The organism is Paraburkholderia sp. A1RI-2L (assembly GCF_048957375.1).
Lineage (GTDB): Bacteria > Pseudomonadota > Gammaproteobacteria > Burkholderiales > Burkholderiaceae > Paraburkholderia.
The window spans coordinates 75,918-102,519 of record NZ_JARBTA010000006.1; the positions used below are offsets into that span (position 1 = coordinate 75,918).

The 26,602-nt window shown below is 61.7% G+C and carries 27 protein-coding genes; 2 read left to right on the top strand and 25 right to left on the bottom strand.

Annotation, left to right across the window (positions count from 1 at the left end; genetic code table 11):
* Positions 1 to 19 precede the first annotated feature (19 nt).
* The 21 genes from PWP93_RS35345 to PWP93_RS35445 all read right to left on the bottom strand — a co-directional run bounded on the left by PWP93_RS35345 (position 20) and on the right by PWP93_RS35445 (position 18,305).
* Positions 20 to 346 carry a killer protein gene (locus PWP93_RS35345; RefSeq protein ID WP_421048158.1) on the bottom strand — a complete coding sequence of 109 codons (327 nt, stop codon included), beginning with the start codon at positions 344 to 346 and terminating at the stop codon, positions 20 to 22.
* Between the two features lie 147 nt (positions 347 to 493).
* Positions 494 to 985, bottom strand: a complete 492-nt coding sequence (locus tag PWP93_RS35350) for a hypothetical protein (RefSeq protein WP_213309079.1) — start codon at positions 983 to 985, stop codon at positions 494 to 496.
* Positions 982 to 1,716: a StbB family protein gene (stbB, locus tag PWP93_RS35355; protein WP_213309080.1), complete on the bottom strand. Its 735-nt coding sequence runs from the start codon at positions 1,714 to 1,716 to the stop codon at positions 982 to 984. Before stbB ends, PWP93_RS35350 begins: the two co-directional genes overlap by 4 nt.
* Positions 1,717 to 1,751: 35 nt before the next feature.
* A complete protein-coding gene (locus PWP93_RS35360) occupies positions 1,752 to 4,439 on the bottom strand; it encodes a DUF5710 domain-containing protein (protein ID WP_421048291.1) in 2,688 nt (895 codons plus the stop codon).
* The gene (locus tag PWP93_RS35365; RefSeq protein WP_421048159.1) at positions 4,432 to 6,753 is read right to left on the bottom strand and encodes a type IV secretory system conjugative DNA transfer family protein; all 2,322 of its coding nucleotides are present in this window, start codon (positions 6,751 to 6,753) and stop codon (positions 4,432 to 4,434) included. The genes PWP93_RS35360 and PWP93_RS35365 overlap by 8 nt, the downstream gene beginning before the upstream one ends.
* On the bottom strand, positions 6,750 to 7,259 hold the full coding sequence (locus PWP93_RS35370; protein ID WP_421048160.1) for a hypothetical protein: 510 nt from the start codon (positions 7,257 to 7,259) through the stop codon (positions 6,750 to 6,752). The genes PWP93_RS35365 and PWP93_RS35370 overlap by 4 nt, the downstream gene beginning before the upstream one ends.
* Complete coding sequence (locus PWP93_RS35375) at positions 7,256 to 8,407, bottom strand: ATPase, T2SS/T4P/T4SS family (RefSeq protein ID WP_421048161.1); 1,152 nt, start codon at positions 8,405 to 8,407, stop codon at positions 7,256 to 7,258. Before PWP93_RS35375 ends, PWP93_RS35370 begins: the two co-directional genes overlap by 4 nt.
* A 21-nt stretch (positions 8,408 to 8,428) precedes the next feature.
* On the bottom strand, positions 8,429 to 9,649 hold the full coding sequence (virB10, locus tag PWP93_RS35380; protein WP_421048162.1) for a type IV secretion system protein VirB10: 1,221 nt from the start codon (positions 9,647 to 9,649) through the stop codon (positions 8,429 to 8,431).
* Positions 9,642 to 10,478 (bottom strand): TrbG/VirB9 family P-type conjugative transfer protein, encoded by an 837-nt coding sequence (locus tag PWP93_RS35385; RefSeq protein ID WP_421048163.1) that lies wholly within the window; start codon positions 10,476 to 10,478, stop codon positions 9,642 to 9,644. Before PWP93_RS35385 ends, virB10 begins: the two co-directional genes overlap by 8 nt.
* Positions 10,475 to 11,377: a virB8 family protein gene (locus tag PWP93_RS35390; RefSeq protein ID WP_421048164.1), complete on the bottom strand. Its 903-nt coding sequence runs from the start codon at positions 11,375 to 11,377 to the stop codon at positions 10,475 to 10,477. The genes PWP93_RS35385 and PWP93_RS35390 overlap by 4 nt, the downstream gene beginning before the upstream one ends.
* Positions 11,374 to 11,499, bottom strand: coding sequence for a hypothetical protein (locus tag PWP93_RS35395; RefSeq protein ID WP_280530706.1), 126 nt, complete (start codon positions 11,497 to 11,499; stop codon positions 11,374 to 11,376). The genes PWP93_RS35390 and PWP93_RS35395 overlap by 4 nt, the downstream gene beginning before the upstream one ends.
* A gap of 63 nt (positions 11,500 to 11,562) precedes the next feature.
* Positions 11,563 to 11,952 (bottom strand): hypothetical protein, encoded by a 390-nt coding sequence (locus PWP93_RS35400; RefSeq protein WP_236597023.1) that lies wholly within the window; start codon positions 11,950 to 11,952, stop codon positions 11,563 to 11,565.
* Entirely contained in the window at positions 11,945 to 12,877 is a 933-nt protein-coding gene (locus PWP93_RS35405) for a type IV secretion system protein (protein ID WP_421048165.1), read from the bottom strand. Before PWP93_RS35405 ends, PWP93_RS35400 begins: the two co-directional genes overlap by 8 nt.
* A 14-nt stretch (positions 12,878 to 12,891) precedes the next feature.
* A complete protein-coding gene (locus PWP93_RS35410; protein ID WP_421048166.1) occupies positions 12,892 to 13,542 on the bottom strand; it encodes a type IV secretion system protein in 651 nt (216 codons plus the stop codon).
* 23 nt (positions 13,543 to 13,565) lie between these two features.
* On the bottom strand, positions 13,566 to 13,718 hold the full coding sequence (locus PWP93_RS35415) for a hypothetical protein (protein WP_421048167.1): 153 nt from the start codon (positions 13,716 to 13,718) through the stop codon (positions 13,566 to 13,568).
* Positions 13,715 to 16,114: a transporter gene (locus tag PWP93_RS35420; protein ID WP_421048168.1), complete on the bottom strand. Its 2,400-nt coding sequence runs from the start codon at positions 16,112 to 16,114 to the stop codon at positions 13,715 to 13,717. Before PWP93_RS35420 ends, PWP93_RS35415 begins: the two co-directional genes overlap by 4 nt.
* 180 nt (positions 16,115 to 16,294) lie before the next feature.
* The gene (locus tag PWP93_RS35425) at positions 16,295 to 16,723 is read right to left on the bottom strand and encodes a VirB3 family type IV secretion system protein (protein ID WP_213309089.1); all 429 of its coding nucleotides are present in this window, start codon (positions 16,721 to 16,723) and stop codon (positions 16,295 to 16,297) included.
* Positions 16,724 to 16,729: 6 nt separating this feature from the next.
* The gene (locus PWP93_RS35430) at positions 16,730 to 17,074 is read right to left on the bottom strand and encodes a hypothetical protein (RefSeq protein WP_421048169.1); all 345 of its coding nucleotides are present in this window, start codon (positions 17,072 to 17,074) and stop codon (positions 16,730 to 16,732) included.
* 12 nt (positions 17,075 to 17,086) lie between these two features.
* A complete protein-coding gene (locus tag PWP93_RS35435; protein ID WP_421048170.1) occupies positions 17,087 to 17,758 on the bottom strand; it encodes a lytic transglycosylase domain-containing protein in 672 nt (223 codons plus the stop codon).
* Between the two features lie 37 nt (positions 17,759 to 17,795).
* Positions 17,796 to 18,089, bottom strand: coding sequence for a hypothetical protein (locus PWP93_RS35440; RefSeq protein ID WP_213309091.1), 294 nt, complete (start codon positions 18,087 to 18,089; stop codon positions 17,796 to 17,798).
* 3 nt (positions 18,090 to 18,092) lie between these two features.
* Entirely contained in the window at positions 18,093 to 18,305 is a 213-nt protein-coding gene (locus PWP93_RS35445; RefSeq protein ID WP_213309092.1) for a hypothetical protein, read from the bottom strand.
* 702 nt (positions 18,306 to 19,007) lie between these two features.
* Between PWP93_RS35445 and PWP93_RS35450 the strand changes: the two genes are divergently transcribed.
* Positions 19,008 to 19,400, top strand: a complete 393-nt coding sequence (locus PWP93_RS35450) for a helix-turn-helix domain-containing protein (protein ID WP_213309093.1) — start codon at positions 19,008 to 19,010, stop codon at positions 19,398 to 19,400.
* A gap of 13 nt (positions 19,401 to 19,413) precedes the next feature.
* Here the strand turns inward: PWP93_RS35450 and pxpA are convergent, their stop codons facing one another.
* From pxpA to PWP93_RS35470, 4 genes are all read right to left on the bottom strand, one after another.
* Positions 19,414 to 20,190, bottom strand: a complete 777-nt coding sequence (gene pxpA, locus PWP93_RS35455) for a 5-oxoprolinase subunit PxpA (protein WP_421048292.1) — start codon at positions 20,188 to 20,190, stop codon at positions 19,414 to 19,416.
* A gap of 245 nt (positions 20,191 to 20,435) precedes the next feature.
* Complete coding sequence (gene dctP, locus PWP93_RS35460) at positions 20,436 to 21,413, bottom strand: TRAP transporter substrate-binding protein DctP (protein ID WP_421048171.1); 978 nt, start codon at positions 21,411 to 21,413, stop codon at positions 20,436 to 20,438.
* A gap of 223 nt (positions 21,414 to 21,636) precedes the next feature.
* Positions 21,637 to 22,677 (bottom strand): autoinducer binding domain-containing protein, encoded by a 1,041-nt coding sequence (locus tag PWP93_RS35465; protein WP_213309095.1) that lies wholly within the window; start codon positions 22,675 to 22,677, stop codon positions 21,637 to 21,639.
* On the bottom strand, positions 22,677 to 24,929 hold the full coding sequence (locus PWP93_RS35470) for a bifunctional diguanylate cyclase/phosphodiesterase (RefSeq protein WP_421048172.1): 2,253 nt from the start codon (positions 24,927 to 24,929) through the stop codon (positions 22,677 to 22,679). Before PWP93_RS35470 ends, PWP93_RS35465 begins: the two co-directional genes overlap by 1 nt.
* A 760-nt stretch (positions 24,930 to 25,689) precedes the next feature.
* On the opposite strand from PWP93_RS35470, the gene PWP93_RS35475 reads away from it, so the two are divergent.
* Positions 25,690 to 26,322, top strand: coding sequence for a TA system VapC family ribonuclease toxin (locus PWP93_RS35475; protein ID WP_421048173.1), 633 nt, complete (start codon positions 25,690 to 25,692; stop codon positions 26,320 to 26,322).
* The last annotated feature ends 280 nt before the right edge of the window (positions 26,323 to 26,602 follow it).

Sequence of the window (26,602 nt, forward strand, 5' to 3'; positions counted from 1 at the left end):
TGCCGGTGGTGCGCGGCGCTCAGGGTCCGTTTTGGACCGCACCGTACTTCGAATTGACCGGGCCCTTCACGTCGCTCCCGACCGACTGGCACTGGTTCGTGAAATCCGTACGTGCGTTGGCCGTGCCGCTCAGGTCAAAGTGCCCGTTGTGAAAGCGCACGATGGAAAAGTAGTTTGCCTCGTATTCGGCGCAGCTCTTGCCGCCGGAGCCTCCCAGGATCAGGCCGGCAAGGCAGAGCACCGCCCCGCACGCATTTTCGTTATCCTCGGCAAGCGCCGTTTGCGGTGCGATCGCACCGGCGAGGGCCGCGCTGCACAGCGCAGCCGCTATCGATCGTCGTTTCATTGCGTGACTCCTCGTTACCTTCCGGCCAATGAACGGGTGTTCCATCGCTTTCCTCCTCAATACGGCGCCTGCGAGCCAGCCTCCCATCAGGGCGACTGCGACTCACGGTGTGTGTCGCTGCCCTCGAAGAGACGCGGTGGTTTTCAGCTAGGTGAGCGTGTGTGCCAGACGGGCAACGACCCAGATGAGCGCGGCGCCCGCGCAGAACGCAATTCCCATGCAGGCGACGAGCGAACCGGTTGCTGCGACTGCCGGATTCGTGGGTACGACGCGACCCCGCGATTCAACGGCAGCCCGCAGCCGCGCCAGTTCGTCCACGACATCCGCGGTTGCCGCACGTCGCGCCTGATCAGCCGCCTTCGCGGCCACCTCGCCGATGAACGCCTGGCGTGATTGCGTGAGCAACTTCGTCAGTTGCGTGTTCTCCTCGCGCAGCGCCTGTACCGTCGCGGTCAGTTTCTGGTCGGTGGACTCCATCAGCGCGACAACATGGCGTTGTGCATCCACGACCTTCATCTGCTCGATCAGGATCTCCGCGAGCACGGCCAGCTCGTTCGACGCCGGCATCGTGGCGATCACCTGGCCCAGGCGCTCAGACGCACGCCCGGCGTGATCCGGCTGCGGCGTCGGCTCGTTCATGCATCTACCCCTGCCATCAGTGCAGTAAACGCCTGATCCAGCAACGGCTTGATCGACAGCGCCTTGCGCTTGAGGCCAACCAGCCTCACGAGACGGTCCTTCTCCGGGGCGCTCGCAGCGTCGATAAGCTGCGCCTTGTAGTCCACCCCGTCTGTCGCAATATCGTGGATCGTACGACCGGCGGCCGCCGCAAGCGTAAACACGTCGTTCCGTGGAATCAGCGCTGCCTGATCAAGTTCGAATGTCCGCTTGCGCTCATGCAGTTCGAAGAGTTGCCCGAAGTGCCGGCGCAGCGTTACTTCGCGGGCCTCACTCCTGACCAGATCGACCTTGTTCAGCAGCACACGGATGCGCCCAGGCTCGACGCCGAGATCCGCGAGCATGTTGATCGTCTTCATGGAGTCCTTCATCTGCTTGCTCTCCGGTTCGACCGGCACAATGAAGCACGCGTAATCCTCCTGTGCCCCTTTGGCACCATTGAGGCGGTTGAGATACTCCTCGACGTTCGAGGCACCGATATCGACCAGCAGATCACGGCCGCGCATCAGCTCGTCATGCAGTTCATCAAAGCGCGCGGCAATCATCACCTCGACCTTCGGGCCGGCCGAGTCATCCGTATTGATTGACTCAATCTGGCGTACCGACATGGACGGCAGCCTTGGCGCGAGCAGTTCGCGCGTCACGGTAGTCTTGCCGACGTTACCTGAGCAGTTCACGATAGCCATACTCATTTTGCAATCCTCATCAATATTTGGAGTCCCGCCACTTACATCATCTTCGGCGCCGAGCCGCCTGTCCGCGCTTGCGCGGGCAGCGGGCTGTTCGACGGACCCGATGCAGGTGCGGCCTTTGGTGCCGTCCACGCCGCATGCAACTCGGCCGCACGCCTGTCGATCTCGACCGGGCCGGCGTCACGACCCAGTTCGCCGCGTGCAATCCGGGCCTCGATCTCCGTGCCCGCCTGCACGCGGGCATCGAACCGGTGAATCACCTCGGCACGCATGCGCGCCGGTACCCGCTCAAGCGACTTTTCCAGGACTTCGCGCAGCTGCGCGACGGTTTTGAGTGCTTCAGGCGTGGGCGATGCCGGCATGTCCGCTGCAGGCGAGAAACGCGCAGCGCGCTGTGACGGCGGAACATCCCAAACAGGACCCAGCAGAGGTGCCGCCGCAGCCGGCGCAGCGCTGGCCGCTGCTTCCGGTCTTGGCTTTGACGGCGCGGCCGCTGGATTCTCCTTCGCAGGGTTCGCCTTCTGCGCGACATCCGGCGCGGGCGACGTTCCGGCCTTGATCGTTAGCGCTGCACGTTCACGCTTCGCGGCCTCGAGCAATGCCTCGTCGCTTTCGGCCGGCTTGAAGCCCTTTACATCCACACCCGCGAGGGACGCTTCGATCCACGCGTTGCGGCGGAACGTTTCGCTGCCGCGCACGACGATTGAATCCCAGTTCTTGGCCTTCGCCACCGCCACCATGTCGGCAATCGTTGCGCGATCGTTCTGCCGGGAGTTCAGGCGAGCCCCCACGTCCTCGAAGTGCGGTTGCGTGGCCGCGGTCGGATCCGGGTGCGCGCCCGACGACGTACCCAACCCGGCCTCCACGCCGTCGAGCTTCCAGAATCGGCCATCCTTCACCATGTAGCGCGAGGCGACGTGGGCGGGAACGTCGTAGCCGTCTATCGTCACAACCGGCTTGCGTGAGGCAGGATCGACGCCGATCTGGTTGTCTCTGCTGTCGACGATACGCGCAACGCCATCCTCGTGTGAGCCTGCCGCTACACCGGCGGCGCCAGCGGGCAGCCCTGATATTGGTCTGCCCTGCTCGCGCAACAATCGCCCGGCGGCCGCCCGCTCGCCGTCGCGCACCGTGCGCACGCGCTCCAGATCCTGCGTTGACACGGAGTCGAACACCGGGCGCTCCGGGTCGTTTGCCGGATTTCTTGCGTCCGGTTCATTCTGCGCGGGCGTCTGCGTGCGTCCGATGTGCGTGTCGATCATGCCCGACACCGCCGGCGTCATCGACGTATCATTCGCAGCGCGGCCGGGCTGAACAACGGGTTCGTCCTCCACCGCCGCGTTGACCGTCGGGCGAGCGCCGTCCTGGTTGCCCGGCACGGCATTTTCCGGGATGCCACGGCGCATTGCGTCGTCGATTGCCGTTGCATCGGCGACATCGGCAAAAGTCACGGCATCGCCGTCCGTCTTGACCCCCGGTTGCACCTGCGGCGCCGGGGATCGCACCGTTGATGCATCGACAGGCCGCTCGAGTGCTTCACGCACGTGGGTCACGAACGGCTCGCGGGCGGCCGGCGACAGAAACGCAAGCTCCTGATCGAGCGCGGCAGCGACTTCAGGTGCGGTCCTGCCTCTCGCGAACTCCTCGCTGATACGCCCCGTCAGCCCCCGGAAGTCGGCCACATCCTTGACTATCATCGGCCAGTCTGTGCCGCCCTCCTGTGCACGAGCGGATCCAGGCATCGCCTCCACGGCGCCAAACGCTTCCGCGATGTCCGCGAAGGTGGCAACGCCGTCGCCTCTCTCTGGCTCGCGATGGCGATGCCGGTGTTGCGGCGCGACGCTTGACCCTTCAACTGGAGGCGCATCGTCCACCGGGTCTGAATCCGTCACGTCGTGTGCAGGCGTTCGCGCGTCGATCCCCATCGGACTCAAGCCCGCTTCATCACGAAGTTTGCCTAGCGCTTCAGCCGCCCGTGGCGGCAGGGTCTCCGCCGCAAAGCCGGTGCGGTTGCGGATCTGCCCGCCGATCGCGCGCTCGCCATCAACAGCGTTGCCGGACTTGCGCCACGCTTCACGATGGATCGACTCCAGCCGCTGCTCGAGTGCCAGCATCTGGTTGACCTCGTTGCCGTGCAGCGTGACCGCCGTGGTAATCGACTGGATCATTTCGCGAAAGCGACGCCCGAGCGCCGCGTCGTCGAGCTTCGGCTTTGCAGCGTGCTGGCCAGCACGCGCGCCCGGTACATAAAGATGCTGCCGGTCGGCGAAATACTGGTGCCGCGCCCGGACACCGGCTTCCCGCACTCCGTCAATCATCTCGAACGCGGAGGCACCCTGCGCGCGCAACCGGTCCCGTGCCTCCAGCCCCGCCTTTTCCGCGGCGGCCTGGAGGGAGTCCAGCACGAACGCGCGGGACTCATCGAGCGGTTGACCCATCAGCTCACTCAGCCGAACGGCTTCCCGTTCGATGTCGGCTTCACTGCCGAACAGCGCCTGTGGCCGCCCGCGCACTACTCCGGGTGCCTGCCCGGCGTCCTGCGCTGCCTGCTGCTCATGCGCTGGCATCCACCGCGCAAAGGGCGCCACCTCAGTGCCGCGCGGCACATACCACCTTTTCGAGCGCCGGTCGAACCTTGCGCCCAGCGCGGACGCCACGTCCTTCTCCCTGAACGGGACGTCCAGATACGTCCGTTTGCCTTTCGGCCTTTTCGGGTCAGCCATTTGATACCTCCTTTGCTTCGTTGTCCGCCGGCGCGACAGACGCGAGCGCCGGTTCAATGCGGTCCCGGACAGCGTCATCCCCGCCTGCCAAGTTGAAATCGATGCGGAGGCCCGCGAGCATTTCGTGCACGTCCTCGCGCATCACGACGCCGAGCTCCGCGAGGTCAGCTTCGAAGCCCGCGAGTGCCATGCCGGTCGCGAGCGGCCCGGGTGTGCGCTGGTCGAGCGCGAGAAGCTCGGCCGCGGTCAACGGCTTCGCACCGGCCTGACGTGCAAGACGGATCTCTCCAGCGGCTCTCGCGGACAGCGCCGCGTGATACGTCCCCGGGTTGTGCGTCGGGATGCCGTTCGCGCGCAGCTCACCGGCACGCCAGGCCGCCTTGATTTCGTCTTCGGTGGGCAGGCGCTTCCTGATTGCGGCGAGCATCGGACTGACCGAACGCATGCGGTCGATGAACAGGTCATCCTCGTAATAGGTCGCCTTCTCGCACAGGATCGGACGCTGGAAACCCAGCACGATTTCCTGGTCCTGCTCCATGCGCTTCAGTTCCTGATCGAGCATCAACGCGCGGCCCTGATCCGACGTGTTCGTGCCGGTTGACGTATTGCGGCCGTGATTCCGGCTTTTCGAGGTTGCCTTCTCGGTGAACGTGCCCAGCGTCTCGGACAGTTCCCTCGCATCCTGCTGGTTGCCAGGCGCATACGCCACCAGCACTGCGTGGTTGGTGATCAGCGTGCGCGCCCCGGCCGGCCCGTACAGATCGTTCGGCTCCAGCTGCGCCTTCGACTGCAGGATCGTGAGCAGGCGAATCCAGTAGCCCGCGATAAACGCGTTGCCCTTGTCGAGTACCTCGATGCGACCGAGCGCGGTAAATTCGTCCCCCACGCCAAGACACTGATATTTGATGGTCGGATCTTCGCCCGGCAGCATGTCGAGGTTGTCCTCGATCCACTGCGTGTAGAACAGGTTGCCGAGCAGGCTCGCGACGGCAAGTTCACGCACCGGCAGCACAACATAGATCGACACCAGCTCGCGCCGTACGCGGTCCAGTTCAAAGTCGCATGCGCTCGTCGCCTGGTCGACGATCGGGTTACTGAACAGGCGCAGACCGGCGTTAAACGTCGCAGCAATGTTCAGCATCGTCTCGTCGGGCGAGGCCAGCACGCGCGAGAGCGCGCCCAGGCAGTCGCCCGACAGCGGGACCCCCTTCTGCGGCTCGTCCTGCATCAGGTCCGACAGGTGCTCACGCACCTTCTTGTCGGGCGTGGTCGCGAGCCGCAACACCTGTCCGAACGTACAGTCACCCGTCATCTCCATCAGGTAGAGCGCAAGGCCCATGAACAGGTCGCTCGCCTGCTCATAGAAGAACTTGTTGCGACCGTCGGTCGTGTGATACAGGCGCGCTGCGATTGCCTGCAGGCGCCCGACCCGCACGAAGGGTGCACTCTTCGCAATCCTGAAAAGCGGATTCCAGCGGTGCGTGTAGCCAGTCTGATCAAATGGCGCCCAGCGAAACACCTGCTGGCCGCAGGCCTGCCGGTAACGCGACGTCAGGTCGTAGTTCTCTCCCTTCACATCGAGTACGACCACCGAATCCGGAAAGGTGAGCAGATTCGGGATCACAATGGCTGCACCTTTGCGTGAACGCGTTCGCGCAGCAACCATCACGAACTCCGTTCCGCGGAAAGTCAGGTACTTGCCCTTGTACCGCCCGACGATGATCGACGGGTCGCGGTGATCGCCCTTGCGGCCGCCCCTGTTTCGCCCGCGCCCGTTGGCCTCATCGAGCAGGCCATATCGCCGAACCTCGTAGCTGTAGGCGAAGCGGGCATCGCCGTGCAGTTCGCGCTTCGGCTTCATGACCAGCGCCGCGACGATCGCCGCTACCGGCACAAGCGGCACGATGACCGATGCCGCTGTCGCCATCTGCAGCGAGCGTTTCACCGCCTTCACATCGCCAAAGGCGCGCCAGTAGTCGTGCAGCGTCCACAGCCCGATTGCGGAGTCCGGCAGCTTTTCCAGCTTCGCAAACAGCATCGCGCCAACGTACTGGCCGGTGGCCGCGAGACCGATCAGAACCACCAGCGCAAGCAGACCGGCCGCGATGATCCGGTCGGCAAGCGTCGCGGTTTTTATCAGCACGGCGCTCGCACACACGCCCCACAACGCGCACGTCACGACGACGAGAGCAATCACGGCCCCCATTTCGACAGGATCGCTGATCGCGTCGAGATGAAGCAGACGGCCGGCGGCGAACACGACTGCGCCGGACACAATGCCAAGCAAGCCACCAGCAAGGAGACGGGCTTTCATGCTGACGCTCCCACTGATTCCGGATGACCATACGCATCCCGCTCCCGTGGCAGATCCCACCCATTCAGGCGTACAACGCCCGCATGGGCGACCGCAGGATCACCGTTATGGATGGCGGCCTCGAGTAGCACGAGCGCTTGATGTTCACCATCGGGCTCGCCGTCGGAGATCGCGGGCGCGCCCGCGTCCGGATCGGCCGTCTCCTCCGGCGGCGGCACGAGACACGTCAGCTGCTGCAGGAACGGGTTGGTACTCGCGGCGAGGATCGCGACATGCAGTTCGCGGCGCGCGACCAGTTGGGTGACCGCCTCGCGCAGCAGGGCACGGCTTACCCCAAGTTCCTGGGCCAGCATCATCTGGGCCGGCAGCGCGCCGCGCGCATCACACAGGGCCGGAATCTGGCTCGCCAGCCGGTCGGCCGCCGCGTGTGTCTGCCGCTCCAGCGATTCCCCGCCCGTGTGCACGCCACTGTCACCAATGCCGGAATCGTTCGGTCGCGCTCTCACGCATCACCTCGCAGCAGCTTGCTTTTAGTGACCGGATCGAACCAGATCTCCGTCAGGTCCCGGTTCTCCATAAACAGCACCACATCGACCGTCGTGCGGATCTCGCGCATCAGGTAATCGAATGGCAGCGTCTGGCCGACCGGGCTTTGCTTGACCAGCGTGGCGATGCGCGTGAGCGTCGCGATCGAGTCGTTCGCGTGCACCGTCGTCAACCCGCCCTGGTGCCCGGTGTTGAGCAGCGTCAGGTAGTCCCATGTTTCGTCGCCGCGCAACTCCGCAAGCAGCACGCGATCGAACTTCATGCGCAACGTCGCCTTCACCAGGCGTCGCGCCGGAATCGCCTCGCTGTAGAAGAGGTGAACGTGATTTCGATGCAGCGGCAACGGCAACTCGTGGGTATCCTCGATCGTCGCCAGACGCGCCTCGCGCGGAATGATCGGGATCAGGTCGGCCAGCGCCTTCATCAGCGTGGTCTTGCCGGAGCCCGTGCCGCCCACGAGCACGATGTTCAGCCGGTTCAGTATGGCCAGCTTCAGAAACCGCACGACATCGCGCTGTGCGAGCGAGTCGAGCATCTCATGCTGGAAGCGCGCGAGGCCATACGCGCCCAGCGCCCGGGACGGATTGAACACCGCAGTGGCACGACTGACGTCCATACCCTCTGAGCCCGCCCGTGCCGCCGACGCGTCGATCTCGCCCTGCGTCATTGCGCCCCTACCGCCCAGGGTGTCCCGGACCACATCCCGGAACCTGGCGAACCGCCCGGCGTCCGACCACTGCTGTACCGAAAGTCGCGTTGAATTCGGCACGCGGATCGTCAGCGACACCGTGCCCGGCTCGCACGCCGGTGGAATCACGATCTGGCCACGCTCGCCGTCGGGCAGGCGCACGGGCTTTTCCGGCTCGGCCGCCGATAGCGGCGGCTTCGCCTTGTTGTAGATGGCCAGCGCCGGTGCGAACTGGTTCAGCATTTCCAGCGACGCATTCGGAAGATCATGACGCTGCCAACCGTCGCGCGTTTCGGTCCAGCCTTCATAAGGCCGGTTAATCGCAAACTCGGTGACGCCGGGAATCGCCAGCATTGCGGCGATGCCGAGTGTCTTGAGGTGACTGCGTACGGTAAGACTGTCGTCGTATTGCATGCTCATATGCATTCCGAATTAAATGAATCAAGGCGTCGCCAGTTCGTACACGTCCGAGAAGTCCACATCGCGCGCAACGAAGATTGTCGTCATCGACCCGTACTGCGAATACGCGGTCGGCGGCACGTTGATGGTGTGGCGCAGCGCTTCGGCCGCTACCTCACCGCCGGCATTCGTGGTGTTGTTAAACTGGATCCCGCTACTGCCCGCGTTCGCGGCCAGTGTCGACAGCGCCTGACCGGCATCGCTGATCAGGCTGACCATCATGGCGCCGCCAAACCGCGTCCAGAAGTGGTTGTCGACGTAGGCCGGCAGGCCACTGCCGCCGAGCGCATCGGCCGCCGGCGAATCGAGTTGCACCTTTACGCCGTGAGGCGTCGTCAGCCGCGTCCAGATCACGAAGATCCGCGCCTGACCCTGCATCAGCGCCTGCCGCTGCTCGCCCACGACCTCGGAGCCGCGCTCGACCAGCAGCACCTTGCCGTTCGCCGAGTACACGTCTTTCGCCACGTGGCAGGTGGTCATGCCCGGGTAGTCGGTCACGATCTCCGCACCCTGCACGCACGGGATCGTGGTGCCCGCGATCAGCAGGTAGTTACGCGACGGCATCAGTTCCGCCTTCACCGTTTCCAGCTTCGATGGCTGCAGCTTGCTGTCCAGTCCATCCTTGGCAAATCCGGCATGCGAACTGGTCAACCCGGTCGTGCCACCAGGGGCTGCCGCGTCGGGCGTCTTCTCATCCTTGACGGTGAGCAGCACGTCGCCATCGAGCTTGCGTTGCGCCGGCGTCTCGACCGCGCTGGCCGCCGTCGCCGTAGTGGTCCCGGCGGCAGCGCCGTTTCCATTCGCCGCACTGGCTGCGTTCGCATGCGCAGGTGTAGCAAGCACCGCGCTGGCCGCAGCCGCTTCCGACGCCATCGCCGCTTCCTCTGCCCGCTGCTTTTCGATCTTTGCCTTGTCGCGCGCAAAGTCGTGCCGGTCATCTGATGGCTTGTCCTTTGCCGCTTCCGCCCTTGCCGCCTGGGACTCGGCGTGATGCTGCGCCGACCACCGTTTGATCGCGACGCCCACTGCGATCGCGCCGAACAACAGGACCAGCACCATCCCAATGACGATCGGCAGCATCCGGAACGGGCTCTTGCGCTTCGTGCGGCCAATGCCCGGCACCCCGCGCTCGCCTATGCCGGCGGGCTCGACCGGCGTCGGGTTCGCCGGGTTCGGACCGTTCAGATTGATCTCGTCACTCACCGCCCGCCTCCTTCTGCTTCACGAGCCGCACCGTGCCCGGAATCGTCGTGCCTGTCGGGTTCAGCTGGCCGTCTGGCCGGTATGCGTTGTTGCGGATGCCGAGCACGGCGTGCCCCACGCGCAGGTTGAAGCGCTCCGCTGTGTCGTGCACCACCAGCACGGGGCCGCGCACGTCATCAGGATTGACGAGCGCTTCCTTGCCGTCCCCGTACACGCGATAGATCTGCGGCAGGTCGCGGCTCGTACTGAACTCGAAGTAGGTAAAGCGGCCGTCATCCCACAGCGCCGTTGGCGCGAGTGTCGTGTCACCATGCATGTCGTAGTTGAAGTTGCCCACGCCAGGCGTCCTGACGGTCTGCGCCAGCAGTGCCCGCGCTTCGGCCGAGCGCACCGCGGCCGCCGCCGACGCCTTTGCACGCGTGTCCGGATAATCGAAGGTCAGCGACCAGACTGCCTCCTCATGCCTCCTGACCGGGACCAGCTTGAGCACATAGCGACGTCTGTTCGTGAGCAGAATCAGGTTGGTGGCCGCCTGCGGTGCCTTCGGCTTGAAGAAGAAGCCGTTGCCGGCTGGGCCAGCCGTCCATGCCTTACCGTCGCCCATGCCGCCGCCGTCGATTTTTTCGCCTCTCTCGAAGACGAGGACAGTCGCCTCGCCCGGGCGATAGGCGATCCGGTACGTCTCATTCGGGTCATACACGGCGCACGCAATGTGCCGATCCCTGCCGCACGCACCGGGCACGACTTCGGCGACAGCCGGTAGCGACAGGCCGAATAGCGCGGCAGCGATCGACGGTGCAGTAAGCGCTTTCGGGAACCGGATGGTCATGGGTTGGCCCCTCGGGGCGGTGCGCTCAAGGACACATTCGACGGTGCCGACTGGGACGATGTGGCCGCGGACGGCATCGGTGTCACACCGTCTGTGGCGCTGCGCGTCCAGTCGCGGTCGACCGAGTAGCTGGTGACACGAAAGCCCGTTGGGTTGAGCTCCTGTTCGTCGCTGCGGGTCGGCAGATCGCCTATCTCGTAGGTGATGGTCGCGACCCAGTATTCGGTTTTAGGCGGTGCCAGCGTCGCGCCGCCCTGCGACGATAAAGAAACCATCGTCTTCGAGAAGAACACCTGCGCTGTCGATCCAACGAACGTAATCGCACCTGGGCGCACGATCACGCGATATTTGTCGGTGAGCACGTTTTGCGGCGAGTTCTTGCGGTTGTAGAGCGCCGCGTACAACTCCTGCTCGCGTGGCGAGTTCATCAGCGTCACGGTGTCGTACGCATCCTGGATCGTGTACCAGTCGTACTGCTCACGCAGCTTGACATACGCGCGCAGTGCTGCCCGCACCTCGAGTTCACCGAATGTCACGGATCCGCTGTGCGCGACATCAATCACCTGCACGTCGCCGGTCGCGGTGTTGTCCTTGATGATCACCGGTGGCGATGGTCTCTTTAGTTGTACTAAGGCTGACGAGCCAAGAAAAGAAATAAGTGCGACGAACATGGCCCCGCCCGCAACGCGCCATGCAATCTTCGTCATGTTTTCCTGCAGCTGCTGCCGGGACTTCTCGAACGACAGCGCTTCCCTGAAATACATCCGCGCCATCTCGCGCGGATCGGCGTCGGCGAGTTTCGCCGCAATGTGCTGAAGCGCGGTCGCGCAATTGCCGTCGGCTGCAACCGCGACTGGCTCAGCCTGCGCCTGCGCCCGCTTCCATGACATCCATTTCATGGTGCACTCCCCTGTGTCGCATGGTTGACGGGCATCCACGGCCCCTCAGGTTGCGTCGGCTTTGGCGCCGACGAGCACGCAGCAAGCAGCGCGGCGCCGAAAAGCACGACGATGAATTTCATGTCGACCTCCAATTGGGGGGTACTGCCCGCCGTCGCTGGCTGCTCGGACGGACGGCCCATCATTTATTTCGAGCGTTCAAACTCGGCGCCGGGAACAACAAGATGTCCAGTTGCCTTGTCGATCGTGATGACGTACGGAACCCCACCACTTACAACCATCTTTCCGTCCTGCGCTACTGCTGGTTCTCGCACGATTTTCCATTTATCCGCTTCGCCGTCGGCACCGAGATTGGGAACCTTGTGTGAAACGTAGAAGTCGTCTCCATCACCATTTCGGGCAATGTTCACTTCGAACCAGCCGTTCTGGCTGACGCGTTTCCATGTACCCACGAATTCGTTGCCGTCATGCTTACCGCAACCGAATTGTGTCAATGACACAATGACCACAACTGCCGCGGTCATAAATCGGATGGCCCTCATCGATTCCTCCTGGTAGTAGTCAAGATCAAGCACGGCCGATCGAGTTAGTGGACGCTGACGATGCGCCACCTCTGGAACCACCCATCATCTTCATCGCCCTCATGGCTCCGCTGACCGCGTTACCGAGCTTACCAACCATCGAGGAGATGCCCACGCCACCTGCCAGTTGCGATGCAAGTGACGGCATATTCAGCGACACCACGATGAACACCAGCCCTGCAGCGATAATCTTTCCTTCAATTGTGTAGGTCAACATGACATCGCTGACACTGAAGCTCTTCGGCAGCACAGAGGTCATAAAGCTCACCTCGATTGCACCCACCGCACCGAACAGCGCAACGAGCAGACCATAGTTCAGGCATTGCCCAACCCAGTTTTGGAAAAATTGCCGTGTGGGGGGAAACAGCGCCGCAACGATGAACGCGGGCCCGAGCGCAAGCAGCAATCCAAGTGCGAACTTCGCAAGGATGATGTAGGCCGCCGCAATGGCAAGAAATGGTACGCCGACCAGCAGGATGCAGAGTGCGAGCACTGAAACCTCGACGAACAGACCAACATCAGTAACGCCTAATCCGTTGTACATGCTCTTGATAGCGGATATGTAGAGATTCAACAGCGTATCGAGTCCACTACTCAGGCTGTTGCCACCCATCAAGGCACTACTCAGATCGTCCCCGAGGCCATTGAAGAATGGCACCACGTACTCGCTGTAGTAGCTGATATTCATCCCGAGTGTGAGCACAGCCGCCCACCCTGCCATCTTTAGCAGGAAGTCGGATATCGGGCTGTCGTTGTGGCCACGCCAGTACGACACGAGTACGAGCAGGACGTAGAGACTAAAGCAGGCAGCGACCAGCGGACTGATCAGCGAGATCATCCGGGCCGATCCGGTATTAATCGTGTTCAGCACGTTCTGGTCGAACGAGTTGAACATTTCGGTAAAGATCTGCAGTTGCATGGTCGCACTCCGCGTTATTGATCGGCGTTGTCGTCGCCGTTCAGCCGTTGCTGCATGTCGTTATGGGCGGCCTGTTGCGCGAAATCCTTCTCGGCATCCTGAAGTCGCGCCGCGAGATCGAGGCGCATCTTTTCCGCGTTGATCGACGAGTTCTCTGCCGCCCACCGGTTTTGCAAATCGGCCTTCGCCGCCGGATCCTGCGTGAAGTTCGACTGCTGCATCAGCTGCTGGATGTTCGTCAGCCGGTCGATCGACGCCTGATACGAGCGCATCGCCATAGCCTTGTTGGCGGCCAGGGTATCGTTCAGACGTTGCTGGCCGGGCGTGTACGCAGTCATCCCCTCCTGGCTCTCGATACTGTTGGCGAGGCCGCTGATTCCGTTCAACTGCCCGCTCTTCACTTCGTCATAGACCGACTGCCACTGATCCGGCAGGTAGTTGCGCAGCGACGGGTCATTGAAGAGGTTTCCGAGGCCGCGATTGCCGATCGTCGACTGGTACTGGTCCGAGAGCAGGCTGTATTGCTGCTCCAGCTGCTTGACGGTCGAGATCGCCTGCGCGATCGCCTGCAGGTCGATCACCGGGACACCCTGCGCGTGCGCTGCCTGCATCGAGAACGTGGCCGCGATCAATGTGGCGCCCGTCAAATTGCGAATGATTTTCATCGTCGTGCTCCCAAGCTGGACTACTACTGTCGGCAAGCCATCGCCAGCACGTCGAGGTTGTGCGGCACAATCGGCCGGTACCAGCGCCGGTCGGGCTCGTCCGCCCGCTCCTTGAGCTGTTCGCGCGTCGCTGGCTCGATCGCCGCTGAAGGGTGAAGACCGAGTGTCGTCTTCATTCGGTTTCCTCAACAGGTTCGACCTCGTGCTTGCGATCGCGCTTGCCCTTGCGGCGTGCCTGGAACAGCTGCATTCGCAGGTCCGTGTCGCCATGTGCGTCGCGCGTGCATTCTTCCCAGATCGCAACGTTGTCCAGAGTGCTGGAAAGCACCGCGATCTCGTCGTTCATGCCGCCCAGGTCCAGTGTTGCAAACGCCGACTGGTTGCTCTGCTTGATCAGGAACGTGCGAGACTCCTTCGACAGCCTCTTGAGCGTGTCGAATTCGCGATCGGTCAGGTTCAGGAGCTTGTAACCGTCGCGCGTCGCGTCCGGATTCGGCAGATAGATCTTTGTCGCCGTCAGGTCGCGGATCTCAGCGAACACCGGGCACTGGATTGCGTCCTCCGGCGACTGCGAATCCAGGATCAGGAATTCGTCTGCCTTGCGGCCCGTCTTGAGCGACTTGCGGATCAGCTCCTGCGTCGTGGGGTAGCTGGCCGGCAGCCAGAATTCGGCAATCACCGTCGCGAGCAGGCCGCCCCTCTTCTGCATCTGGTCCTTGAGGTACAGCAGGTGTGCAAGCACCGGCTCTGTGGCGGCATAGTCTTTCTTCAGGAAGTCAGTGACATCGAAACCGATTCGGCGCACGTCAGTCATGTTCGTCAGCGCATCCGGTACGTTGTCCAGCGCCCACGCGAATCGACCGTTAGTTGCACCACACCACTGGCTCAGACGTACCCACAGACCGTTCTCGTCGCCCGTATCCGGGATCGACTCCAGCAGGCGGCTGAAAGTCCTGTGCTCGATGTTCTCCAGCTTCATGACCGTGTCGACCGCGTGCTTGATCTGCCGCTGGTCGTCAGCACTGAGCTTGCCGTTCTCGTCGCGGCAGCAGGCACCCACCAGGTCGTAAAGGTGCGCCAGGTTGCGCTTCGTCTCGGGCAGGCCGAACGGTGCAAGACCGGTCGGCTCGCCTTCGCGCAACGTGTAGTAGACAGCGCCCATCTCCTCGAGGAAGATCCGCAGACCCTGATCGAGATCGAGCGCGAAGATCTTCGGGTCGAACCGCTCGAGGAAGGCGAGCAGCATCGTCTCGAGGGTGGTCTTGCCCGTGCCGGTCGAGCCGAGAATCAGCGTGTGGCCGGCAACCTTCTCACCCACGCTATCCTCATCCAGGCGCGAAGCGTGACAGTTCAGGCTGAACAGGCTTTTCGCGACGGTCTGCACCGGCATCAGGGCCGTGCCGTCGCCGAGCGGATTGCCGCGGGCCTTGCCCGCTGAATAGGTATGCATCGAGAACGTCGACGCAAGACTGCGGGTCGACTTCGGCATCGGACGCGGCTTCGTCCTGAATCCCGGCACCTGACTCATGTACGTGAACGGTGCCGATGCCGTCGCCTTCACGAACTTGAAGCCGCAATCGTTCAGCGCACGGCTCGTTACGTATGCGCCGTTACTGATTGCCTTCTCCGGCGTGTCGCCGTATACGACGAGTGCACCGTGATAGTCGCCGAATGCGAGATCCCGACCGGCGATCAGCGCCACCGCATCTTCCAGTTCCTTGATCTGGTGCTTCGCCTTGTCTTCGACCGACCGCAAGTGATTGATCTGGTCTTCGATCGCCTTCGTCGCTTCCGCTGTGCTCAGACAGCCCAGGCTCTGTGTGAGGGTGAATTCGACGGGCAGCGATAGCAGCGGATTCGTCTGCCCCCAGCCGGCCTTCGGGAAATCCTTCAGGTCGTAACAGACCGCGAACCGGGTTGAGCGATCGGTGCGAATTTCAACCGTGTCGTAGTGGAAGTGCAGGTGCGACGTCGGGATCAGGTCGCGTCCGGTTGCGTGCGTGACCGGCACACGCTCATCGACGCCATTCACGAGCTCGCCAATGAACTGATACGCCTCCGAGAACAGGATGCCGTTGTGCCCATATGCTTCGAGCAGTTGAGGATCGTAGGCAACGAGAGCCTTCATCAGCCCCTCGCCCAGCTCCTCGAGCTCGCGTACCGTCTCGTCCAGGTCGTCGCCCTGCAGGATCGCGGTGATGTAGAAACTGTTCTCGAAGTGATCGTGCCTGCGGAAACGCTGCAGGTATTTGTCGACGGCCTGCTGGATGAACGGATTGCAGAAACGGTACTCGTCGCCGAACGAGATGTTGCGCCGGCGAAACGTGCTCCACAGCGACAGGCGATTGCCTCTCTCCAGCGTCATCGCTGCCAGCTGACGGTTCCAGCTGTCGTAGCGTGCTTCGATCTCGCCGCGGCTCACCGATTCGAATGGGACGCCGCTCACGCGCATCACGAGGAAAGCGCCGCCGTTGTCGATGCTCGTCGCCGTTTCCGACACCGGACGGCCGATGCGCGGCAGCTTGTCCTCCGCGGACGCAACGAGCCGGTTCAGTTCGTTGCTCACGCGCATGCTTCGTCTCCCGCGGCCGGCGCGTCGTCCGCGCCGCGAATGCGACGGCGCTGCTCCGCGATCAGGCCAAACACGTCATACATAGTTTTGCCCGAACCCGGAGCACCAATCATCATGGTGTGGCCCACAATGGGCGGGCACGCACTGGCAGCGCCATCTGACGACGGCACAGGATTGAGGTCATTCATCTTCGTCCTCCTCTGCCTGCGCAAGCAGGCGCTGACGCAGCGCCTCAAAGCGCTCAAGGTCCCGGCCGCGCGAAAACGAGCAGGTGTACACGTTCAGGTCGCGGCCATACCGCATCGGTGCGAGCGTGTATGTCCTGCCGAATACCGACACACGACGGCGGTCCAGCCAGCAGCGAAATTCCAGCCACGTCAGGCGCAGTGCCTGGTCATCTGTCTCGCAGACATGCCGGAAAAACAGGAAGACGGGCACACCAGCCGAGCCGATCAACAGACCGCCGGGACCGAGCACGAACCCACCGACCATACTGGTGATCAGCGATGTGCAGCCGATGATCAGCGCCGGGAACATCGGGACGCCGCCGATCATCGCGGTACGGTTCAGACCCGCGTAGGAGGGGTACAGCGTGCGTTCGTCTTCCATGGTGATTCAGGCGAAGAGTCCGAACGCCCAGCCGGCGAGCACGAGTGCCGAACCCACGCCGGCCACCTTCGCGATGCCGCCGCCGAAGTCATGGATCCAGTCGGCCTTGTTGGACCAGCACTGGACCCCAACCCACAGCAGATACGAACCGGCCATCACGCCACAGAATCCGTAAAACCATAGCGTGAAGGTGTTGGCCGCCGACGTGCCCGCTGCGAGTCCACCGCCCGCCCGGGCTCCGCGGGCGGCCATTGACATGACCACGACGCCGATGCGCCCGGCATTCCTGCCACGCAAACGCACCAAAGCCTCGGCGCGGCCGGTCACGGGTTCGAGAAGGATCTTCTTCATGTGGCTGCTCCGTTAAAAATCGCCCAGGGCGTCCCAGGCGGGATGGTGATTGACCTGTTGGGCGTGGTCGGCCCCGGTGTCGGTGCTCACTGAGTCATCGGCCCGCCACACACGGGCCGGGTGCACTGCTGCGCGCGATGCCGTGTGCACAACGGGTGCCTTGCCCTCTGGTACGACGGCGATCGGGGGCACGACAGCAGCGCTGGCTTCGCTATCGGGGACGTTCGCAGCCACGCGCTGCACATAACTCGTCCCACCCACATCCGGTTTGAAGCCGCGCGTGAAATTGCCGCTGTAGTAGCAGCTAAGCGCCGCACGCACGGCATCCTGGGGCACGCGGCCGCCGGCGGCCGCGCGGGTGTAGCAGTCGGCGAGGATGGCGCCGCCCGTGCGCAGGTTCGCGCACGGATCGAACGCGGTTTCAGGGGTAAGGCCATAGACCCGCAGGTTCGCGCGATTGACCTGGGCCAGGCCCACGCTGTAGTTCCAGCCAGCCGCCTCAAGCGCGCGCACGGTCGCCACCGCCTCGTCGCGGTTGCGCGGTTGGCGCACCAGGTGGCCGGCGACCACGCCGATGGCGAAGGGATTGAAGCCGGATTCGGTCTTGACGAGCGCCTGCAGGGTGGTCGGATAGACGGCCGGGGCACATTGCTGCGCGAGCAGCGCGAAGTCGACTGGCATCATGACCGCTCCGTTGCGGGCCCAAACGCGAGGTGGCTTTTCATGTGGCGTCTCGGTCGCGCCTGAGCCGATACGCGACGCCTTCGGCGACGGCAACTGCGACCGCAGGCAACTTGGGCGCCACCCGCATTGCAGCCGTACCGCCCACGCCCAGGTCGAGAGCGGCCGGCACAATGGCCGATAGCGACAGCCACTGCATCCGCTGGACGACCCAGCGTACGTAGTGTTCGAGAAGCCAGCCCGGACCGCCGCAGCCCCAATCGGCGAGCACGCCCAGCTGCAACAGGCCAATTGCGGCCCGCTTTGCAAGACGAAATCCAAAGAGGTTTTGCATGGCTCACGCCCCCCGCTTCTCGCGCGGCCAACCGCGCCCGTAGGCCACGCAGCCGATCGCGGCCCAACCCAAACCCACGATCGCCACCGCAAACAGCTCGCGCGGCGATGAATGCCGCTCAACCAACCAGTACGCGAAGCCAAGGAGCGACGTCACCGCCACGAACAACAGCAGTCCGCACACGCCCTTTTGAATCAACCCAAAAACTGTGCCCATTTCCGTGCCCTCCGATGTGGTCAGTTCCCACTGGCACGCCATCGGCCCGGGGAGCCCTTCCTGCTATCTCTCCTGCCCAGCGCCACGCGCACGAACGAAGCCGCGACAGGCCAACTAGTGCATTGGCTGATCGAAGAAGCGGCGAGTTGCGATTTCGACGGGTGATACGCATACAAATGGGCTGCGCACAGCGTTTCGATTGGCGCATCAATCTCAATCAGGTATCCATATCATATAAGTAGGATTGCTTTATATATAAAACGACTAAAGATTCGCACTGCACTCTCCTTCGATAGAGATCACTCAATGCCAACAGCGAAGGCCGTGCGCGTTTGCCGCGATGCGCGGACCGTAGTTCGTGCCGTCAGCTTCAGCAACGAAGCCCGCTTGAAGTCGCCGCTTTAGTCGCTCACCGTCGCCTACCCCTTCCTTTTCGGTGGTACTGCGTCAGATACGGGCGGCCGCACAATGAGCATGTCCTCACTTGCCTTTGTGCGTTCCTGCAACACCCCGCTTACGATAGATTGGGCGGCGTCTGCGTTGATTCCCTCAGCTTGATACAGGGACACCGCATCGATCGATTTCATCCCGAACCGCTTCCAGGGTTTTGAGTGCCATTCAAGCGCCTCTATACTGAGCAAGTTTGATCACATTTGCAGAATATAGGCACGTTTGTGCCATTTGTCAATTTTAAGAACATTTATGCCAGAAACCTTTGGCTCGCGACTTATTGCCGAACGCGAACGGCTCGGACTCTCCCAAGGCGAGATGCATGCAATTTCCGGTGCCAGTCGTCGTGCGCAATTCAACTACGAACAGGGCGTGCGTCTGCCCGATGTCGGGTATCTGGCGGCTCTCGCTCAGCGCGGCTTCGACATCCTGTACCTAGTGACGGGGACCCGTGTAATGCGCCACGGTGCTGTCGATGAACATATGCTGTGCCGCGTCCTCGTCTCGGTCGATACCGCGCTTGAAAAGCGTCCCATCGACGCAGAGAAAAAATCCAAACTGGTCGCCCTCATTTACCAAAGTGCGGCCGACTCCGGTCAGGTCGATCAGTTGCTCGTCAAGAAAGCAATCGATCTCGCCTTCTAGGCGGCCTCGCTTTTCAAGCGTGCTCCGAAACGTGCCGCGCAGCGTCCGGCGCCCTGACAGCAATACCGGCGTCGCGTAAGGCATCTCCGATCTGGTTCGCAAACGCCACAGCATGGGCACCGTCGCCGTGAAGGCACAGTGTCCCTGGCTGAATTTTGATGCAACGGCCATCGATTGCCTTGATCCGGCCATCACGCACCATGCCCAGCGCCTGCTGACACACCGCTACATCGCTTTCCAACACGGCATTCGCCTGCGATCTCGGTACAAGCCTGCCTTCCGGCGTGTATGCGCGATCGGCAAAGCCTTCGTCAACTGCAAGCAATCCCGCTTCACGGGCCAGGCGGACGAGCAGACCACCAGCGAGTCCGTAGATAAGCAGCCCCGGGTCGTAGTCTTTTATCGCCCGCACGATGGCGAAGGCGAGCTCGTCATTTACCTCAGCCATGTTGTACAGTGCCCCATGGGGCTTCACGTGCACCAGGCGGCCGTTGAGGCCCGCCACGACAGCCGCCAACGCACCCACTTGATACTGCACGCCGGCATAAACTTCGTCAGCCGGGAGGTACATCGGTGCGCGACCGAAGTTCTCGCGATCAGGAAAACTCGGGTGCGCTCCAATTGCGGCGCCTTGTCGAATCGCCTCTGTCGTGACCCGTCGCATCATCAGAGGGTCGCCAGCGTGCCAGCCACAGGCGATGTTGACCGAACTCGCGAGCTTGATCAGCTCGAAGTCATGCTCAAATCCTTCGCCGAGATCGACGTTCAGATCGATTGACCTTTCATTCATTTCGCCCCCCACATCAACAGGCGCAGTAACTTCGAAATGCGTATCAATTGAAATCGCATCATCACCAACCACCCCATTCCTCGAGCAGCACACTTCGTTTCACTTCAGATGACGCCCTCGAAGATGTAGGAGCCCCACCGATCCTTGAAAACGTCGAATGCGCTCCGGCGTTGCGTACCGCTCCGATTATGACGGCCAGTGCATATGTCTCCGCTGCGGCGACAACGAAAACAATCCTGGCTCGTTTAATCATCCCAGGCCGCCGCGTCGAGGGATTCCACCACTTCCGATCGGCACCCAGTGCCGGCCGGAGCAGTCTGACGATTAATGTAGGCATCAAGAACAGCCTGACCATCCGGCCCCACTCTACCCAGCCACTCACGCGCCCTAGCACGGCCTTCGTTCTGCAGCGTCGCGCGCAGCTCTGGCGAAATCGGATCCTCGATGACCACGCCGTTATTCCTCATGTGCGCATAGTTGGTCGCCATCCGTTCAGGAAGTGCTTGCCATTCCGCACTCTGCACACCACGAGCAGCAGCTGTGATTTGCCGCTGCCGCTGGGCCGACAGCTCTATGAAGCGGCTCTCGCTCATCACAAGAAACGAAACCGGGAAGGCGTATCGAACTGCAGCGAAATTCGGAAGTATGCCGGCGAGGGTGCCACCGACCGATCCATCCCCGGAAGACAGCACTGCATTGATACCACCCTCGCCGACTAACGACTTGACCTGCTCCATAGGTAAACTGGCCGCCTGTGCACCCACATTGCCCAGCACGGTCGCGGACGTTTCGTCATAGGTACGAACTTTCAGATGCGTGATATCGCTCGCGCTCTTGAGAGGCGTGAGCGACCAGAGACCCGTGGGCGGCCAGGGCGACACCACCAGCAAATGCAAGCCGGCTTTCGCAAGCGCGCGACGATAGGCCGGCTCCGCAATGCACGCCAATGCTTTCGCGTCCGCCTCGCTACGCGCCAGAAATGGCAACGTTGACAGTTCGAACAGCGGATCGAGCGTGGCCAGATTGCCACCGAAGATGTCCGCTGCGTCGACACCGCCCGCTCGTACGTCGTCGACCAGCTGTGCCGCGCGTCTGCTCGTCCGATACTGGATGCGCGGCGCTATGTAACCTTCCGTTTCCGTTGTGACGTGTTCGGCGAACGAGCGAAGACCGTGGCCTGATACGGTGTCCTCAGGGTATGACGTGACCATCGACCAGTACACGTGCTTACCTCCCAGAGCTGCGCGTGACTCACCAGCGACCAGCAGGCACGCTACCGTGAAGCAAACCGATCGAGCGAGAATCGTAGTTTTCATCGTCTGGAATAGAAGGACCGGCTCGCAAACTTGAAGTCAATTTAGCCGACAAGCCTGCGTAAATTCCACTTTCTATTTTCTATTCCCAACGTCTGAAAAATATGATAACCCTATATGCGCGACCAATTGTTTAGTTAATCAATCCGCATTTAAAGGCAAGTGTTACTGCCTCCTTGATGTGAGAGACACCCATTTTTCGGGTAATTCTTGGATATACGACCTGCCTGACGTGGCGCGCACGCATATCCAGTGCGGTAGCGATCGTCTCTGCAGAGCTGTCCTTCCAATGCAATAGGGCGCGCAACACGGTCAACTCATCACCAACGAGCTGAAACTGTGCTGCAAACTCGCGCAGCTGATTTAGCCGCCAGTCCGACAGGGCGCCAGCGGCGCTACGCCACCTGTTCTGATTGCGCGAAAGGATCCCATCGCCATCCGCGCAGTTCGCCCCGACAGCTGCCTGCAGAATTGTTAATGTCGATCTCGCGGGCTCGTGCACTGGACACGTGAGCATGCTGTACAAACCATGGCCCTGCGCTTCCTGAATTAACCAGTGTTCGGTCGCTCCGTTTTGAAGATCAGATGTCGTTACCGGAGATGCGTTTCGCTTTGCATATTCGAGCAATGGGTCATTCATGTAGCCCGATCGATAGACGTACTTCTGCATCCAAGCAGGATCGCATCCGACGAGATACCGATGCTCCGCCCTGTCGCCACGACTATCGAAATCGATCCAGGTGATGCAGTATTGTTCCGCACCAAGCGAACTGGAAAGGTCATCCAGCAGCGCTGCCAGATCGTATTCATTGGTGCAGGCAGGCATGCTTTCCAGCACTTCGTCGACGCTCAAGGATCGAATGCGCCGTGTCGGACGCTTCCTCCCATTGAGCGCCTGTAGGCACGTACTCTTGATCGCATCGTAGGCCGGCGCGAGAATGTCGCCCCACGGATCAGCGCCTGAAAATTCCTGTAGCGCCCGCTCGCCGCGCAGCGGTAGAAGGAGCGTAAGACTCACGTCATCCGGACGGGAGATCACCCGCTCGAGGATCAAGCGTCCCTCGCCATAGTCCCGCAGGCGCAAAATGACGCTATCCGCCCCGCCCCTCTCACGTCGTTGGTACACGACGTTCGCGCGAGCATTGGGTAACTCTTCGACCACCGAGCCGAACATTACTGACCTACCTTAAGTTCAGTGATCGGCGCCGGACGACCACAAAGGTATCCTTGAAGTGACACGTCCTTGAAGCGCGATAACCATGCCGCCTGCTCCCGGGTCTCGACACCTTCAACCACCAGTGATAGCCCGACGTCCCGTGCAAGCCGAACAAGATTTTCAACTAGGGCTGCGGCCATCTTCTGACCAGGCGCTGCCTCGGTGAATTGCCGGTCGACCTTGATACCGTCGACAGTTTGCGAGGTCAAATGCGAAAGCGATGATTGACCGGTGCCAAAATCATCCAGCACAACCTTCACGCCCAGTCGGCGAATATCCTGAAGCCGTGATCGCAGTTCGCGGCTTCCGGAAAGCACCGCCGTTTCGGTTATCTCGAGTTGCAGTAGATCGGGATCCATCAGATTTTCGTTAAGGCATTCCTTGATAGTGTGCGCCAACCCTCCCCTGGCGAGTTGCACTGGCGACACATTGACTGACAGAAAGAGCCGGTTGTCACTCGCTTCCTGCCAGGCCTGGAACTCGCGGCACGCCTGCCGTAAGACGTATTCACCAAGCTGCACTATCAGACTGGAGGACTCCGCGAGCGGGATGAACTGGTCAGGCTTCAATACGCCCTTCTGCGGATGCCTCCATCGGACAAGCGCCTCGACGCCGCGTAGCGTACCTTCGACGCTAACGATCGGTTGATAGAGCACAAAAAATTCACGATTGATGATTGCATATTGCAACGCCTGCTGTCGCTCGATCAGCGATAGCGCGCGATCAGAAAGGTCACGGGTATAGATATGAAACCGGCTTTCCGCGCCCTGGCGACCACGCTCTTTGGCCGCATACATCGCCAGGTCTGCTTTCGACAGTAGTCCAAACTCGCTGTCATCCGAATCGCTATGCAACGCAATACCGATGCTGACGTTGACGGTGTAGTCGTGCCCACGCATGACGAATACACGTTTGAACGCCTGAATGATATCGACAGCTATGCGTTCGGCGTGCGCGAGTGCGTGCTCGCCTCGCAAGACGTACGCGAACTCGTCGCCACCTATCCGCGCCAGCAAATCTTCCGAGGCCGCACACTCTTGAAGACGAAAGGCAACGTTACGCAACAGGTCGTCCCCAACCTTATGTCCCAAAGTATCGTTGATGGCCTTGAAGTTATCCAGGTCGATGTAGAGGAGCCCTACCATGCCTGGTTCTTCATTGCGCATCCATCGGCGCGCCGTTTGCAGCATGAGGTGCCGATTCGGCAGCCCAGTTAGTGAATCCGTCTCGGCCAGTTTCCGAAATCGACGGGTCACTACCACCTGCCAAGCAGCAGCAGCCAAAAGCGACAGGCTCAAAAAGGAGGCGATCGCACAGTAGAGCAACTTGGCTCGGCGATACGGAGTCAGTGCGTCTTCGGCCGAAACGCCCGCGACTACGGAGACGGGATACGCAGGCAGATGGCGATATGAAACTACTCGCTGAACGCCATCCACGGGATCCTTCACGATCTTTCCCTTCGCTCCGGTCATTGCCGAATAGGCCGAGGCCGGTGGCCCATTGGGCGACGCGGGCTCCCCACCCGCCAGTCGGGACATCAAATAGCCGTTGTAGGACAGCACAGACAGCATCCCGTGGAGCCCAAGGTCATCGAGGTTGTAGAACCCGTCAGTCAGAAAATTAGGATCTTCTGAGACAACGACCACCCCTGCGAATGAACCGTCAAGATGATTGAGTCGGCGGGTGAACTGAAGGGTCCAGTGTGACGAAACGCGTCCGAGCACTGGCTGGCTGATATAGAGCCCAATGTTCCGTTTCTCATGAACCCGGAAGTGCAGCCGATCTGATAGGTTCACGGAGCGCGCGTCCGGCGTCGTTGTTTGCACAACCTGTCCGGCCGCGTCGACGATCGTTACCTGTAACGCTGTATCGGCCGACACAAGCCCTCGCTCCTTGTAGTCGGAGAGCGAAAATGTCGCCGGCGAGCGCTCGTACTCATACTTGACCCACTGCACGACTACATCGGCGTCGTGAACAGTTTTTGCGATGTGCGCCGCGAAGGCGCTGGCCAGCTGTGAACTCGTGACGGCCGCGGCAGTACGGGCCTGCTCACCTTCGTCGTGAATACGTTGAACCGTAGCTGCCCAGATCGTCGCAATTAACACCAGCGCGACAAGCGGGAACGTGAAAGTGCGATCCGCGTAGGCGCTCAATACTTCGGCCAGACGACCAGGAGCCAAGGCAGCTCTCTGCGATTTCGACAAGGCCATCGCTGGTTCCCCCAAGACTTCAACGACACGAATAGTCTGAGGAAGAACCTGTTCAAATCGTGGAACGGTTACAAACTGTTTCTCATTATGTGAAATGGATATCAAGTGCTCCCGCGCTCTTCCAGTCCGCCGGCAAGGCGGCGGCGGCTGGTAACGTTGAAGACGGCGCGCGCCGACCAATGTTCCTCTGCCGGAGCTGGTCATGTGATGGCCGCGGCAAGTTCGCCCGTCCCATCGGCAGTTTCCGCAGACCGGTAGCCAGCGATCATGCACCACACACATGGACGCGCGGAAACGATACAGATTACGTTCTTTTTGATACAGCGTGCGGGCGAATGGGGACAAAAGCACTGTCGCTCATCGGTCAAGGGCGAAATGGCGATCGGGCCACGCGCCGACACCCTGTTTTCGTGAAACATTCCGCGGAGATCACTGTGCAAGCCTTGCCAGGCAAGGATTTTCGCCGAGGCGGCATGGGCCCTGGAATGTTTCACGGGAACGGCAGATTGGGCCGATTTTCGCCTGAAGCTTCCCTAGCCTTCTTGGGCCCTCATCGCGATCAGGTTTCGCAAAGTGCCGCCTAGGGCGGAGCTCAACAACCGGTCTTTGTGGTTCATCGCGGATTACCGGCGAACGCAGCCCATGTCAGAAGGAGTCCTGAATGATGCTTGATGCGAACAGGACGGTCCTGACGGGGGTGAAACAACCGGATATCTAAGGAGGCCCCTCTATGCGAACCACCGTCGATATGGATGGCCACGTGCTCGCCCACGCCCGCGCGCGCCGACTGCGCGCACATGTCCATCGGCGCGTCATCTCGCAGCTCGCCCGTTCGGCGCTGCAGCGCCTCTCAGTCGCAAGCACCACACGCAACGGCCTGCCGGTATTGCCAAATGCGCACACGGCCGGTACCGTCATGCCCGAATTCCGTCAACCAGATGCGCGACGAGGCGCCCTGATGACGTATCTGCCTGACATCAATGTTCTGATTGCTCTGCTCGACGCCGGTCACGTACAGCACGAGGCTGCGCACGAATCGTTCGGCAAGTTCGGCTACGCGGCCTGGGCAACCCGCCCGTTGACCGAAAACGGCGTGGTGGTGCGCATCATCTGCAATCCACGCTACCCGAACACACTGGAGACGCCGACCACGGTCGCGCCACTCGTCGCAAAGCTGCGCGCGCATGCTGGCCACATCTTTTGGCCTGACGATCTGAACCTGCTCGATCAAAAGCACGTCGACGCGAACCGCATGCTCGCGACCGACCAGAGGACCGACACGTACCTGCTCGCGCTCGCGCGCCTGCATGAGGGCGCCTTGGCCACCTTCGACCGCCGACTGGTGGTCGATGCGGTGCCGGACGGTGCACGTCACCTCGAGGTCATTAGTTGATGCTGGTGTGGTGGCTTGATGAAAGATATGTCCTGCTTCACGCAAGACGATCACTTCCGGGCCGACACCACGATTCGCACCCGCATTCCGCGTGCAAGACAGTACCGAGGCATCTCGGCCGCCCGGCCCGATCCGCCCCCGCGCAAATCAGGTTGCTAAACGACGGGCAGATCGTCTTGCACGGCTCACGGTAAATGCTGGCATCTCCTTCTCCGGTCAATTTCAACGACAGCATTGCCAAGTTGCCGGCGCGCTGAACCGGCGGATCACTGATACGCCA